We start from the raw sequence: 12,991 nt of genomic DNA, 5'->3' as shown, positions 1-12,991 counted from the left end.
GCGCCCGCATCCGGGAGTTTTTGTCCAGATGCGCAGGGTGCACGGCCGGTGAAGCCTGCACATCTGGACAAAAACTCAAAAGGTGGGGTTCAGCACAGGCCAGCCTCGCCTTACTGGAATGCGGGACTAAATTACGACACTATTGTGTTGTGTATTCCATGACCAACGCTACTGCTGTGCCTGTCGCCCGGCACGGGGCCTCCGCTGTCACAGCGGAACGCGGCACCATGCCCGCCGGGCCGGTGGCTGACGCCGACGAGCGCACGCGCGACCGCGTCCTCGCGGCCGTCCTGGAACACGGACCCGTCAGCGCCGCCGAACTGGGAGACCTCCTGGGATTCACGCCGGCCGCCGTCCGCAGGCACCTGGACCACCTGTCCCGTGCCGGCGTCATCGAGGTCAAGCGGGTGGCAAAGTCCGGCAGCGGTGCAGGCCGTCCGGCACGCCGCTACGTGCTCAGCTCCCAGGGCCAGTCAAGCCTCGGCAACGACTACCTCGACATTGCCGCCCTCGCCCTCCAGCAGCTCCAGAAGGTTGCCGGGCCGGACGCCGTGCGGGCCTTCGCCGTCGAGCGTTTCGCTGACATGGAACGCAGGTATGCGCCGGAAATCGACAAAGCCGGCCCGGACATCACCGACCGCGCCAAGGCCCTGGCGGACGCCCTGAGCCGCGACAACTTCGTGGCCTCGGCCGCCTCCATCGAAGCCAAGGCTCCGCTGCCCGCCGCGCTTTCCAGCGTCCAGCTCTGCCAGGGCCACTGCCCCATCCAGCAGCTCGCCGCCCGCTTCCCCGTGTTCTGCGACGTGGAAACCGAAGTGTTCTCCCGGCTGGTGGGCGTTGACGTGCGCCGGCTTTCCACCCTGGCCCGCGGCGGCCACGTCTGCACCACCCACATACCCACAGGCAGGCTGTCTTCCGGAGGGCCCACAACGCCCCCGGCAGCCCCCGCCAGCCTGACTGAAGAAAACAACCATCAGCAAGAAAGGCCGTGATGACGGACCAACTATCAGAGAAAGCAGTAGCCGAAAACACTGTGATCTCGGAGATTCTCGAGAAGAATCCCGAGCTTCACGGCATCGGCAACTACGAGTACGGCTGGGCCGACAAGAACGACGCCGGCGCCAACGCACGCCGTGGGCTCAACGAAGAAGTGGTCCGGGACATTTCGGCCAAGAAGAGCGAGCCGGAGTGGATGCTTGACCTCCGCCTCAAAGGCCTGAAGTACTTCGACCGCAAGCCCATGCCCACCTGGGGTGCGGACCTTTCCGGCATCGACTTCGACAACATCAAGTACTTCGTCCGCTCCACGGAGAAGCAGGCTGCCACGTGGGAAGACCTGCCCGAGGACATCAAGAACACGTACGACAAGCTGGGCATCCCCGAAGCTGAAAAGCAGCGCCTGGTGTCCGGCGTCGCCGCCCAGTACGAATCCGAAGTGGTGTACCACCAGCTGCGTGAGGACCTTGAGCGGCAGGGTGTCATCTTCCTGGACACCGACACCGCGCTCAAGGAACACCCTGAGATCTTCCAGGAGTACTTCGGCACGGTGATCCCCGTGGGCGACAACAAGTTCGCGTCGCTGAACACCTCCGTCTGGTCCGGCGGCTCCTTCGTCTACGTCCCCAAGGGCGTCCACGTGGACATCCCGCTGCAGGCATACTTCCGCATCAACACGGAAAACATGGGCCAGTTCGAGCGGACCCTGATCATCGCGGACGAGGACTCCTACGTCCACTACATCGAAGGCTGCACCGCGCCGATCTACACCTCGGACTCGCTGCACTCCGCCGTGGTGGAGATCATCGTGAAGAAGGGCGCCCGCGTCCGCTACACCACCATCCAGAACTGGTCCAACAACGTGTACAACCTCGTGACCAAGCGTGCAATCTGCGAAGAGGGCGCCACCATGGAATGGGTCGACGGCAACATCGGCTCCAAGGTCACCATGAAGTACCCTGCCGTCTACCTCGTCGGCGAGCACGCCAAGGGCGAGACGCTGTCCATCGCGTTCGCCGGCGAAGGCCAGCACCAGGACACCGGCTCGAAGATGGTGCACATTGCGCCCAACACCAAGAGCTCCATCATTTCCAAGTCCGTGGCCCGTGGCGGTGGACGTGCGGCGTACCGCGGCCTGGTGCAGGTCCGCGAAGGCGCCAAGCACTCGGCCAACACTGTCCGCTGCGACGCGCTGCTCGTTGACACGATCAGCCGCTCGGACACCTACCCGTACATCGACATCCGCGAGGATGACGTTGTCATGGGCCACGAGGCAACTGTTTCCCGGGTCAGCGAAGAGCAGCTCTTCTACCTGATGTCCCGCGGCATGCGCGAAGACGAGGCCATGGCGATGATCGTCCGCGGCTTCATCGAGCCGATTGCCCGCGAGCTCCCCATGGAGTACGCACTTGAGCTGAACCGCCTGATTGAACTGCAGATGGAAGGGTCCGTCGGATAACGATGACTGAAATCACTACTGAAAAGGCTCGCATCGGCGCGCCTTCAGCCCAGCCGTTCATCGACGGCTTCACCGAAGAAGGCGAAAGCCTCTCGCCCATCAACGCGGCAGGCGCCAAGGCCCCGCTGGCCGGCGCTGCGGCGAAAAGCCACTCGCACGGCGGCGGCGTCGGTGTTCCGGACAGCTCGCGCGCCGGCCGCCTGACGTCCTACAAGCTTGCCGACTTCAAGCCGCTCACCGGCATGGAGGAAGACTGGCGCTTCACCCCGCTCAAGCGGCTCCGCGGGCTGCACTCCGAGGTCCTGTCCGGCGCGGCACCCACCGTCGTGGTCACCGGGCCGGAGGAAGTCACCGTGGAGAGCGTCGGCCGCGACGACCGCCGCATCGGCACCGCGGGTATTCCCGAGGACCGCGTCTCCGCCAACGCCTGGGAGAACTTTGCCGGCGCCACCGTGGTGACCATCCCTTCCGAGTTCGAAGCGCTCACGGAGGTCAGCATCGACCTTGAAGGCACCTCACTGGACCCGGCTGCCCAGCACCTGGTGATTGTTGCGGAGAAGTTCTCCAAGGCAGTTGTTGTCCTGAACCACCGGGGCTCCGCCATCGTCTCCGAAAACGTGGAGATCATCGTGGAAGACGGCGCCAGCCTGACCGTCATCACGCTCCAGGAATGGAACGACGACGCCGTCCACGCCTCCTCCCAGCAGGCGAAGATCGGCCGCGACGCCAAGCTCAAGCACGTCATGGTGAGCCTCGGCGGCGACCTGGTCCGCGTTACGCCGTCGGCCCGTTTCACCGCCCCCGGCGGCGAGGCCGAAATGTTCGGCCTGTACTTCGCCGACGCCGGGCAGCACCTGGAGCAGCGCCTGTTCGTTGACCACGCAGTGGCCAACTGCAAGTCCAACGTGCTCTACAAGGGTGCACTGCAGGGCCGCAACGCCCACGCGGTGTGGGTTGGCGACGTCCTGATCCGCAAGGAAGCCGAAGGCACCGATACGTACGAGGCCAACCGCAACCTGCTGCTGACAGACGGTGCCCGTGCCGACTCCGTGCCCAACCTCGAAATCGAGACCGGGCTGATCGAGGGTGCAGGCCACGCCAGCGCCACCGGCCGGATGGATGACGAGCACCTGTTCTACCTCATGGCCCGCGGCATCCCTGAGGATGTTGCCCGCCGCCTGGTGGTCCGCGGCTTCCTGAACGAGATCATCCAGCAGATCAAGGTCCCCTCCATCGAGGAACGGCTGACCGAGGCTGTTGAGCACGAACTCGCTCTGACGGACAACTAGAAGGCACGGAGCACGGTTACACATGACTGACCAGCCAAAGGGCGAGCTTGTCTGCAAGGCGGATGAAATCCAGCTGAAGCAGGCGCTGCGGATCCTGATTGATGACTACCCCGTGGCGATCGTTAAGGACTCCATGGGGGAGATCCACGCGATCGGCGACACCTGCTCGCACGCGGACATTTCGCTGTCCGAGGGCGAGGTGGAGGGCTGCGCCATCGAGTGCTGGGGCCACGGCTCCCAGTTCGACCTGCGCAGCGGTGAACCGCTGCAGCTGCCCGCCTACGATCCGGTCCCGGTGTTCGCCGTCGAGATCGTCGGGGACGAGGTCTACGTGGACGTCACCAATGTCCTCAACGGCGCCGAGACTCCCAACTTCAGCTAGCACCACAGAATTACGAACCAACTTCCAGACAGAGACCGCACCGCCGCCGCCCAGGCCCGGTGCAGAGGAGAACAAGACACATGTCTACTCTTGAGATCAAGGACCTGCACGTCAGCATTGAGACGGAGCAGGGCACCAAGGAAATCCTGAAGGGCGTCAGCCTGACCATCCGGACCGGCGAAACCCACGCCATCATGGGCCCCAACGGCTCCGGCAAGTCCACGCTGGCCTCCACCATCGCAGGCCACCCGCGCTACAACGTCACCAGCGGCACCATCACCCTGGACGGCGAAGACGTCCTGGAAATGAGCGTTGACGAGCGTGCCCGCGCCGGCGTCTTCCTTGCCATGCAGTACCCGGTGGAGGTCCCCGGCGTGAGCATGACCAACTTCCTGCGCACCGCCAAGACCGCCATCGACGGCGAAGCCCCCAAGCTCCGCACCTGGACCAAGGACGTCAAGGCTGCCATGGAACAGCTGCGCATCGATGCCGACTTCGCCCAGCGCAACGTCAACGAGGGCTTCTCCGGCGGTGAGAAGAAGCGGGTGGAAATCCTCCAGCTGGAACTCTTCAAGCCCAAGTTCGCCATCCTGGACGAGACCGACTCCGGCCTGGACGTTGACGCGCTCAAGGTTGTTTCCGAGGGCGTCAACCGCGCCCACGCCGAAGGCAAGATGGGCACCCTGCTCATCACGCACTACACCCGCATCCTGCGCTACATCAAGCCTGACTTCGTGCACGTGTTCGTGGACGGCCAGGTTGTTGAGGAAGGCGGCCCGGAGCTTGCAGACCGCCTCGAAGAAGAAGGCTACGACCGATACGCCAAGGGTGCCGGCGCAGCCGCTGCACCCGCCGTGGCGCAGGCCTAGTAAGGACACCCGCCATGACCGAAATCAACACGGCACGCACGAGCCTTGAGGACGTCGAGGAGGCGCTGAAGGATGTCATCGACCCCGAACTCGGCGTCAACATCGTTGACCTGGGCCTGCTGTACGGCCTGAAGTACTCGGACGACGACGGCGCACTGCTGATCGACATGACGCTGACCACCGCAGCCTGCCCGCTCACCGACGTGCTCGAGGAGCAGGTGGGCAAGGCCCTGGACGGCGTTGTTGACGACTGGCGCCTGAACTGGGTCTGGATGCCGCCATGGGGTCCGGAACGGATCACCGACGACGGCAAGGACCAGATGCGGGCCCTCGGCTTCAACATCTAGCAGTACCACGACGACGGGCACCTTTCGCAGGAAAGGTGCCCGTCGTCGTTTAATGCGGGAGGCTTTGGCGGATTACAACGTCGGTGCCGAGAACGTGTCGCACTGGTTGATGTCGCCGGTTTCGTAGCCCGTGTAGAACCAGCGCTGGCGCTGTTCGCTGGAGCCGTGGGTCCACGCTTCGGGGGAGACCCGCCCGGTGGCCGCTTCCTGGATCCGGTCGTCACCAACAGCGGAGGCGGCGGACAGGGCGTCGTTCAGGTCCTGCTGGGTGAGGGGTTCCAGGAACGGCTGGCCGTCGGGCCCGGGCTGGGTCGATGCATGCTTGGCCCAGAGGCCCGCGTAGCAGTCGGCCTGCAGTTCCACGCGCACGGCGCCGGATTCAGGTCCCTGGGGATCCTGCTGGGCCTGGTCGAGGTTGCCCAGTACGTTCTGGATGTGGTGCCCGAACTCGTGGGCCACCACATACTCCTGCGCCAGGGGTCCACCCGAGGAGCCGAACCGGTCCACCAGCTCCTGGAAGAATCCGGGGTCGAAGTACGCGGTGGTGTCTGCGGGGCAGTAGAAGGGGCCAACAGCACTGGAGGCCGTACCGCAGCCGGTGCTGACGCCCTGCTCAAAGATGACCGTCTCCGGCTGCGGGTACTGGACGTTGTACTGCTGCAGGTAGGCAGGCCAGAAGGCGTTCAGGCTGTTGACGGTACCGGTGATGCGGCAGTCCACCCGGGCGTCCGCATCTGCCCCGGTCAGGCAGGCCGGCGCCGTGCCCTGGCTCTGCGGCTCCTGACCCGCTCCGGCCAGGCCTTCCAGCAACTGTGGATTGACACCCAGGAGTGCCGCGATGAGCAGGATGAGGCCACCGCCGATCCCGCCGCCCACTTTTACTCCGCGGCCCATGCCTCGCCGGTCCTGGACCTGGGAGGGATCCAGCTGCACATTGTCGTTGAAACTCATAAAGTCACAATACCCGCGGACCAGAAGCTCAACCGGTGCCGGCCGGTAAAGTTGATCCGATGCCTTTCCTGAACAGAATCCAGCGCTGGGCCGAGGAACGGCCCCACGACACCGCCGTCGTAATTGCCGGGCGCCGCCTCTCCTGGGCGGAGCTCCGGGACTCCGCTGCGGCACTGGTGCCCCACACCAAATCCGTGACCTCCCTGTGCGAGGCCAACTCGGTTGACTTCGCGGCAAAATTTGCCGCGGCCGTGGCCGCGGGCCGCCAATGCGCCGTCCTCGATCCTGCCTGGCCGGGCCCGCTGCAGGAGGACCTGAAGCGGCGCGTGGACGCCTGCGCCCAGCCCGCGGCAGTATCCCCGGATGACGAGCTCACGGACGGCGATCCCGGGTCCACCTTCCTCATCGGGCTCACGTCCGGTACCACGTCGATTCCAAAAGCTTTCACGCGGTCCCGGCGGTCCTGGCAGGAATCCTTTGAGGCCTCCATCGAATTCTTCGGGCTCCGTGCGGACGATGTGACCCTGGCGCCGGGCCCCCTTGCCGCCAGCCTCAACCTGTACGCGCTGGCCGAATGCCTCTACGCTGGTTCGGAATTCCAGACCCTTGAAAGCTTTGACGTAGGCGACGTCCATGCCGCCATCACCCACGACCGCGTCACCCGGCTGGTGCTGGTACCCACCATGCTGCGGATGCTCAGCGAGCGCGGCCTGACCGGATGCGTGGATGCCTCCGGCGTCCGGAGCATCATTTGTGCCGGCTCGAAGCTGGACTCAAGGACCCTTGAGGCTGCCCGCCGCTGGGCCCCGAATGCCACCATCTTCGAGTACTACGGCGCTTCCGAGCTGAGTTTCGTCTCAGGGGCGGGGCTGGCCGCCAGCCAGCTCGCCGTACTGGGTGGAACGGGGATCGGCCGGGCCTTTCCGGGTGTGGACGTGCGGATCCTCGATGACTCGGGGCAGCCGCTGCCCGATGGGAAGGCCGGAAACATCTGCGTCCGCAGCGCCATGGTCAGCAACGGCTACCTCTGGGGTGATGACGGGGAGGCCCTGAAGTCCTTTGACGGCTGGTTCACGGTGGGCGACCAGGGATACCTGGCCGAAGGGGAACTGCACATCCTGGGCCGCCGCGCGGACATGATCCTCACCTCAGGCAGGAACGTCTACCCGCATGAGGTGGAACTGGCGCTGTCAGCGGTGCCGGGTGTGTCCGCCGCCGTCGCGGCCGGAATGCCGGACGACCTGCGCGGGGAACGGGTCGTGGCCGGTGTTGTCCCCTCCCATGGCGGCATCACGGCCACCCAGCTCCGGGCCGGGCTTGAGGACCTCCTTGCCCGGGACAAGCGCCCGCTCCAGTACTACCTTCTGTCCGAACTCCCCACCACGGACCGGGGCAAGGTCAGCCGCAACCTCCTGCTGGACTGGATCGCTTCCCGGGACCGCAGGGTGCGCAGCCTTGACAGCTGAGATGCTCCCGCCGGACCGGCAGCCTGTCATCATTGCCGCCCGCCGCACCCCGGTGTGCCGCACCAACGGTGCGCTCCGGAGCCTGCGTGCCCACGAACTGCTCGCGCCCGTGCTCCGGGAGCTCCTGGCGGGAACGGGGGTGGAGCCCGGCAGAGTCACCGACGTTGTGATCGGCAACGCCGTGGGGGGCGGGGGAAACGTTGCACGCCTCGCCCTGCTGGAGGCGGGGCTGCCCGTCAGCGTTCCGGGGATTACCGTGGACCGCCAGTGCGGCTCCGGACTCGACGCGGTGGTCCTGGCATCGCGGCTGGTGGCTGCGGGCGGAAACCCGCTGTACCTCGCCGGGGGAGTGGAGAGCACCAGTACAGCGCCGCTGCGCGCCTACAGGAACGACGACGGCGGGCCGGACTTCTACGCGCGGGCACAGTTTGTGCCGGCCGGCTTCGGCGATCCGGACATGGGCGTGGCTGCCGAAAACGTGGCGCGGGAGTTCGGCGTCAGCCGGGAACGCCAGGACGCGTTTGCCCTGCGCAGCCACCGCCTGGCGCTTGCCGCCAGGGACGCAGGGGTGTTCGACGGTGAACTGGTCACGTTGGATACAGAGGCAGGGACTGCCGCGGACGATGGCCCCAGGCGGGGGCTCAACGCCGCCGTCCTGGCCCGGTTCCCCGCCGCCTTCGTTGACGGGGGAACTGTCACCGCAGGGAACTCCTGCTTCGACGCCGACGCCGCATCCGCCGTCGTTATCACGTCCCTGCAACGGGCACGGAACCTGGGCGCCGTGGACGGGTTGCTGGTGCTGAGTAGCGGGACGGCTGGAGTGGATCCTGAACTGCTGGGCGTCGGCGCCGCAGCCGCAGCACGGGACGTTCTGTCAGCCGCGGGGGTGTCAGCGGACCAGGTGGACCTGGTGGAGTTCAACGAGGCCTTCGCGTCGCAGACGCTTGCCTGCCTGGACCAGGTGGGAATTGATGCTGAGCGGGCCAACCTCGACGGCGGCGCGCTGGCCCTGGGCCACGCCTACGGCGCGTCCGGTGCCGTCCTGGTGACCCGCCTGCTCGCCCAGGCACGCCGGTCCGAAACACCGGGAAGCCTGGCGCTGGCGATGATCAGCAGCGCCGGCGGCATGGGCACCGCTGCGCTGCTGGAATACCAGCGACTCTAAGGCGCGGTGCCCCGGGGCGTCAGTCTTCCGCTTCCCCGAGGCCGCGGGCGGCGAGCGCCTCACCTGTCTGGCGCGCAAACGCCACCGAGGTGATGAAAACAGGGAGGATCAGGGCCCGCGGATTGCGCTCCAGCCCCCGTGCCCGGGCGGAGTCCCGGACATCGGCGAAGGTGCCGGCGATGTAGGGGATGCTCCGCAGCATGATGGCGATCGTCAGGGCGAACCGCTCGGGGTCGGCGCCGAAGCGCTTGAAAGGGCCCGCTGCCCTGACCACTCCGTCAAGGAGCCGTTGCACGGGAGTGGTGGCAGTGAGCAGGGATGCAGCCACCACGCAGACCAGGATGTTCAGGATAATCCGCGCCGCCGTCGGGGCTCCCAGCATCCACCACTGGAACACCCCGATGACTGCCAGCACGGCGGCGAGCGGCCGGATGGCGGCCCAGAGCTTTTTCAGGCCCGCTCCGGTCAGGAGGAACAAGCAGCAGAGCCCGGCCAGGACTGCCAGCGACACCCGCCAGTCCACCACAATGAACGAGGCCAGGCCGCAGCCGAAGACCAGGAGGAACTTCAGCCACAGGGGTGCCCGGTGGATGAAGGACTGTCCCGGCACGTAATTGGCCAGCAGGAAGCCGTGGCCCCTCATCGCGGTTTTCCCGCCGGCAGGCCGTCGCGGCACAACGTCCGGTAGTGGTCGACGGCCGGCGCCGCACCGCCGTCGAACACCACCTCGCCCTTTTCGATGACCAGCACCCTGTCCATCTCCAATGCCAGCTCAAGGTCATGGGTGGACATGATGATCTGCTGGTCCAGCCCTGCCAGGGTCCTGCGCAGGAGTTCACGGTTACGGAGGTCCAGGAGGGTGGACGGCTCATCGAGGACCAGCACCGACGGGTTCACCGCGAGCACTGCGGCCAGGGCCATGAGCTGCCGTTCCCCGCCGGACAGCTCGTAGATGCTCTGGTCCGCCAGTTCCAGCAGGCCCAGCCGGTCCAGTGCCGCTTCGGCCGCTTGCCGCCTCTCCTTACCGTTGCGGACGGAGCGCCGCAGGGACAGCTCCACGTCCTCCCGGCCGGTGGGCATCACCAGTTGGGACAGCGGATCGGTGAAGACAAAACCCACGTTCCGGCGCACTGTCCGGACGTCGCGGACCGTATCCGCGCCGTCCACCGTGACCATTCCCGCCGTCGGCTGGACCAGGCCGTTGACCAGGCGGAGCACGGTGGACTTACCGGAGCCGTTGGCTCCGATGACGCCGATCCGCTGTTCGGTGAGCTCCAGTGTTATGGCGTCGAGGAGTACTTTCAGTTCCGGTGCGCTGTCGGTTTCGACGGCGACCGTCACGCCATCAAAGGTCACGGCGGGCATGGCGGGTCCCTTATGCCGTTGCAGGCCGGGCGGCACTGCGCCGGACGCGGCGCACCAGGATGTCCGGGAAGGCGCGGTGGAGTGCGACGGCGATGACGGCGGCCAGGATGTTCTTCACCATGTCACCCGGGTAGAACACCAGGTCGCTCAGGAAAGCCTGCCCGAGTGTGGCCTTGGTGTTCAGCGCGATCCCGGCGATGCCGAGGGAATGCACCACAACGGCGCTGGTGACGGCGGCAGAGACGAAGAACCACAGCGCCCTGGCCTTGGTGGTCCGCCGGATCACGATGGTGGCCAGCCAGCCCACAACGCAGGCAGCGATCGGGAAGGCGATGATGTAGCCGGCTGAAGGGCCGGCGAGGATCCCCAGGCCGCTGCGGCCCTGGCTGAAGATGGGCAGGCCGGCGAGCCCCAGCAGGGTGTAGAGTCCCACGGCGGCGAAGGCCCGTCCCGGTCCAAGAACCAGGCCGGTCAGCATCACGGCCAGCGTCTGGAAAGTGATGGGGACGCCGAATCCGTTCACGGCCAGGCCGGGGACCAGGGCTGCGCCGGCAACCAGGGCGGCGAAGACGGCGATCAGGCCAAGGTCGGTGGCGTTCCAGCGGCGGCGCACGGTGCTGGCGGGATTCTTGAAGGCGGTGTCGGTGTTGCTCATGGCAGTCCTGTCGGGGTTGTACAAGCGGAATCTAATGTACTGCCGACGTTACTGGTGCGGAACTGCGGGCATTTTGTAGGGGGTCTACTAATCGGGTTGCCTGCAGCTACATGCTGGACACAAAGGTGGTGCGTTTTCCCTTCCGCGTTGTGGTGAAGGTGGTGCCTTGGAGGGACAACCGTCATTCGATGACGTAGCGCTGCATCATGTCGTTGTCCTCGTGTTCGAGGATGTGGCAGTGCCAGACGTACTCGCCAGTGAACGAGGAGCCGATGGCCAAGGGTGCTCCACCCGCTGCACCCGCCCCAAATGGAACACTGATCCGTGTCACTTCTCCCGGCATCGACACGACGGTGTCCTTCCAGCCCCGCTCGTTGGCCGGTGCCGCCTTGGGGCGGCCCATCAGGAACGGCGTGACCGGCACGCTGCTGCCCTGGCCCGGCGTCACCAGCCCGGTGGCAGGATCCACGTATCCGGTTGCGGCAAGGTATTTGCCGACGTCGAAACGCTGGCGGTCGAGGACCTGGAACTGGGTGAAATGGAGGTGGATGGGGTGCGCGTCCACTGTTGTGTTGATCAGCTCCCACTCCTCAAGGGTGTCGCCCTGCACGGCGGTGATGTCGGTGGTGTGGAAGGGGCGGTTGTTCAACAGGGCCATGATGGGGATGCCCGCGGCATTAAGAACTTCCACGAGGGTCATCTGGCGGGTGGCCGCCGTGGGCAGTCCTGCCAGCCTCGTCATGGGCTGGGGCCGCAACTTCGCCGGCAGCGGCGCCGTGTAGCCTTTCTGGCTTTGCACGGTGAACTGCATGATTTCGCGGAGGGGAACCCCGCCTTGCTTCGCCGAGACCGGGCCGTCCGGATAGGGGGTGGGGGCATTGTTGCCCAGGACCACCTTGGATCCGGCGGACAGGCCGGCAAAGTCCACCACAAGGTCTGCCCGCTCGCCCGGGCCCAGGACCAGTTTGTTGAGCTTTGCCGGGGCGTCGAGGAGACCCCCGTCCGTGCCGATCTGGGCGAACGCGAGCGCGTTTCCGCCCGCCACGAACTTGAGGTTGTAGAACCTTGCGTTGGACCCGTTGTACACGCGGAACCGGTACTTTCCCCGGTCCACGTCCAGGTTCGGCCAGCATTTTCCGTTGACCGTTGCCACATCCCCGAAAAACTCCGGCGCCCAGGGCCGTGGGGTGCCGTCGCTGGTTGTCAGCTCCGGATTGGGAGGGTAGGCGAAGGATCCATCGGGATTGAACATCCGGTCCTGGATGACCAGGGGCACCTCGTATGGGGGCGGCGGGAGGTGGGTTCCGTCTCCGGTGTCTATTCCGGTCCCGGACGGCCCCGGGGTGTCCCGAATGAGGTAGCCGCCGGCCAGCCCGGCGTAGACGTTAAGGCGGGTGATGCCCAGCGCATGGTCGTGGTACCAGAGCCCGGCGGCATCCTGGTTGTTGTCGTAATGGTAGGTGTAGGAGCTGCCGGGGGAAAAGACCTGTTCCGGGCCGCCGTCGGACCCTGGCCTGGTGTTGCCGCCATGCAGGTGGGTCGAGGTGCGCGGGGCGTTGGCGTCGTCGCTGCCGGGCGGCACCAGCTCATTGTCGACGGCGAATGCCAGCGGGTGCTCTCCCAGCTGGTTGTGCACAGTGAGGGCGAACGGGGTGCCGCGTTGGGCGACGATGACGGGCCCGAGGTACGTTTGTGACGCGCCGGCAGCCCGGTAGGCGAACGTGTCCGTGGGGTCAAGCTGGCTATGGAAGTTGTGCTCGGCGTTGAGCATGGATAGTTCGGTCTGGCCGCCCGCCCGCATATCGAGGACCCCTAGTTCGGCCAGCGTGGGCAGTTGCTCGGAGAACATCGTCAGGGGACCGGCCTGCCGGGCAAGTGTGCGGGCAGCCAGGGCGGCATCCGGGTGGACCAGGATGCCGGCGCCGGCGACTGCACCGGCCTGCAACAACTGGCGTCGGGTTAGATACATCGCAGACTCTTTTCGCTCGAAAGATGAGTCCCCCTTGATTGACCGTACGAGTCCGGTGCGGGTCTGGAACAGGGCCGT

Annotated in this window: 13 protein-coding genes; 8 read left to right on the top strand and 5 right to left on the bottom strand. The window is 66.2% G+C overall.

Features of this window, described 5'->3' with window-relative positions:
* The first annotated feature begins 158 nt into the window (after positions 1-158).
* The 6 genes from IEX43_RS02855 (at position 159) to IEX43_RS02830 (ending at position 5,342) form a co-directional block, all read left to right on the top strand.
* Positions 159-992: a helix-turn-helix transcriptional regulator gene (locus IEX43_RS02855; RefSeq protein WP_377102832.1), complete on the top strand. Its 834-nt coding sequence runs from the start codon at positions 159-161 to the stop codon at positions 990-992.
* Positions 992-2,455, top strand: coding sequence for a Fe-S cluster assembly protein SufB (gene sufB, locus IEX43_RS02850; RefSeq protein WP_104187272.1), 1,464 nt, complete (start codon positions 992-994; stop codon positions 2,453-2,455). The genes IEX43_RS02855 and sufB overlap by 1 nt, the downstream gene beginning before the upstream one ends.
* A 2-nt stretch (positions 2,456-2,457) precedes the next feature.
* Complete coding sequence (sufD, locus tag IEX43_RS02845) at positions 2,458-3,744, top strand: Fe-S cluster assembly protein SufD (protein ID WP_188808957.1); 1,287 nt, start codon at positions 2,458-2,460, stop codon at positions 3,742-3,744.
* Between the two features lie 22 nt (positions 3,745-3,766).
* A complete protein-coding gene (locus IEX43_RS02840; RefSeq protein ID WP_188808956.1) occupies positions 3,767-4,126 on the top strand; it encodes a non-heme iron oxygenase ferredoxin subunit in 360 nt (119 codons plus the stop codon).
* Positions 4,127-4,206: 80 nt separating this feature from the next.
* A complete protein-coding gene (sufC, locus tag IEX43_RS02835; protein WP_188808955.1) occupies positions 4,207-4,995 on the top strand; it encodes a Fe-S cluster assembly ATPase SufC in 789 nt (262 codons plus the stop codon).
* A 14-nt stretch (positions 4,996-5,009) separates the two neighbouring features.
* Positions 5,010-5,342 carry a metal-sulfur cluster assembly factor gene (locus IEX43_RS02830; RefSeq protein ID WP_157242355.1) on the top strand — a complete coding sequence of 111 codons (333 nt, stop codon included), beginning with the start codon at positions 5,010-5,012 and terminating at the stop codon, positions 5,340-5,342.
* Positions 5,343-5,414: 72 nt separating this feature from the next.
* Here IEX43_RS02830 and ypfJ read toward each other — a convergent pair whose 3' ends face one another.
* Entirely contained in the window at positions 5,415-6,293 is an 879-nt protein-coding gene (gene ypfJ, locus IEX43_RS02825) for a KPN_02809 family neutral zinc metallopeptidase (RefSeq protein WP_188808954.1), read from the bottom strand.
* A gap of 59 nt (positions 6,294-6,352) precedes the next feature.
* Here ypfJ and IEX43_RS02820 point away from each other — a divergent pair, with 59 nt between their 5' ends.
* Together IEX43_RS02820 and IEX43_RS02815 are read left to right on the top strand one after the other, a co-directional pair.
* Positions 6,353-7,759 carry a class I adenylate-forming enzyme family protein gene (locus IEX43_RS02820; RefSeq protein ID WP_188808953.1) on the top strand — a complete coding sequence of 469 codons (1,407 nt, stop codon included), beginning with the start codon at positions 6,353-6,355 and terminating at the stop codon, positions 7,757-7,759.
* Complete coding sequence (locus IEX43_RS02815) at positions 7,749-8,924, top strand: thiolase family protein (RefSeq protein WP_229666272.1); 1,176 nt, start codon at positions 7,749-7,751, stop codon at positions 8,922-8,924. The genes IEX43_RS02820 and IEX43_RS02815 overlap by 11 nt, the downstream gene beginning before the upstream one ends.
* Positions 8,925-8,943: 19 nt before the next feature.
* Here IEX43_RS02815 and IEX43_RS02810 read toward each other — a convergent pair whose 3' ends face one another.
* The 4 genes from IEX43_RS02810 to IEX43_RS02795 all read right to left on the bottom strand — a co-directional run bounded on the left by IEX43_RS02810 (position 8,944) and on the right by IEX43_RS02795 (position 12,913).
* Complete coding sequence (locus IEX43_RS02810) at positions 8,944-9,567, bottom strand: energy-coupling factor transporter transmembrane component T family protein (protein ID WP_188808952.1); 624 nt, start codon at positions 9,565-9,567, stop codon at positions 8,944-8,946.
* Entirely contained in the window at positions 9,564-10,289 is a 726-nt protein-coding gene (locus tag IEX43_RS02805; protein ID WP_188808951.1) for an energy-coupling factor ABC transporter ATP-binding protein, read from the bottom strand. The genes IEX43_RS02810 and IEX43_RS02805 overlap by 4 nt, the downstream gene beginning before the upstream one ends.
* 10 nt (positions 10,290-10,299) lie before the next feature.
* Positions 10,300-10,944 (bottom strand): biotin transporter BioY, encoded by a 645-nt coding sequence (locus IEX43_RS02800; protein ID WP_188808950.1) that lies wholly within the window; start codon positions 10,942-10,944, stop codon positions 10,300-10,302.
* A 181-nt stretch (positions 10,945-11,125) separates the two neighbouring features.
* Positions 11,126-12,913, bottom strand: a complete 1,788-nt coding sequence (locus IEX43_RS02795; protein WP_188808949.1) for a multicopper oxidase family protein — start codon at positions 12,911-12,913, stop codon at positions 11,126-11,128.
* Between the last annotated feature and the right edge of the window lie 78 nt (positions 12,914-12,991).

The sequence above is a fragment of the Pseudarthrobacter polychromogenes genome (assembly GCF_014644495.1).
Taxonomy (GTDB): domain Bacteria; phylum Actinomycetota; class Actinomycetes; order Actinomycetales; family Micrococcaceae; genus Arthrobacter; species Arthrobacter polychromogenes.
This window is presented reverse-complemented; position numbering and strand designations above follow the sequence as displayed.

Excerpts from the sequence above, each read along its gene's own strand:
- sufC (WP_188808955.1), top strand. The coding sequence starts at position 4,207 with ATGTCTACTCTTGAGATCAAGGACCTGCACGTCAGCATTGAGACGGAG.
- IEX43_RS02795 (WP_188808949.1), bottom strand. The coding sequence starts at position 12,913 with ATGTATCTAACCCGACGCCAGTTGTTGCAGGCCGGTGCAGTCGCCGGC.
- ypfJ (WP_188808954.1), bottom strand. The coding sequence starts at position 6,293 with ATGAGTTTCAACGACAATGTGCAGCTGGATCCCTCCCAGGTCCAGGAC.
- IEX43_RS02820 (WP_188808953.1), top strand. The coding sequence starts at position 6,353 with ATGCCTTTCCTGAACAGAATCCAGCGCTGGGCCGAGGAACGGCCCCAC.
- IEX43_RS02800 (WP_188808950.1), bottom strand. The coding sequence starts at position 10,944 with ATGAGCAACACCGACACCGCCTTCAAGAATCCCGCCAGCACCGTGCGC.
- IEX43_RS02810 (WP_188808952.1), bottom strand. The coding sequence starts at position 9,567 with ATGAGGGGCCACGGCTTCCTGCTGGCCAATTACGTGCCGGGACAGTCC.
- IEX43_RS02840 (WP_188808956.1), top strand. The coding sequence starts at position 3,767 with ATGACTGACCAGCCAAAGGGCGAGCTTGTCTGCAAGGCGGATGAAATC.
- IEX43_RS02805 (WP_188808951.1), bottom strand. The coding sequence starts at position 10,289 with ATGCCCGCCGTGACCTTTGATGGCGTGACGGTCGCCGTCGAAACCGAC.
- IEX43_RS02830 (WP_157242355.1), top strand. The coding sequence starts at position 5,010 with ATGACCGAAATCAACACGGCACGCACGAGCCTTGAGGACGTCGAGGAG.
- sufD (WP_188808957.1), top strand. The coding sequence starts at position 2,458 with ATGACTGAAATCACTACTGAAAAGGCTCGCATCGGCGCGCCTTCAGCC.
- sufB (WP_104187272.1), top strand. The coding sequence starts at position 992 with ATGACGGACCAACTATCAGAGAAAGCAGTAGCCGAAAACACTGTGATC.
- IEX43_RS02855 (WP_377102832.1), top strand. The coding sequence starts at position 159 with ATGACCAACGCTACTGCTGTGCCTGTCGCCCGGCACGGGGCCTCCGCT.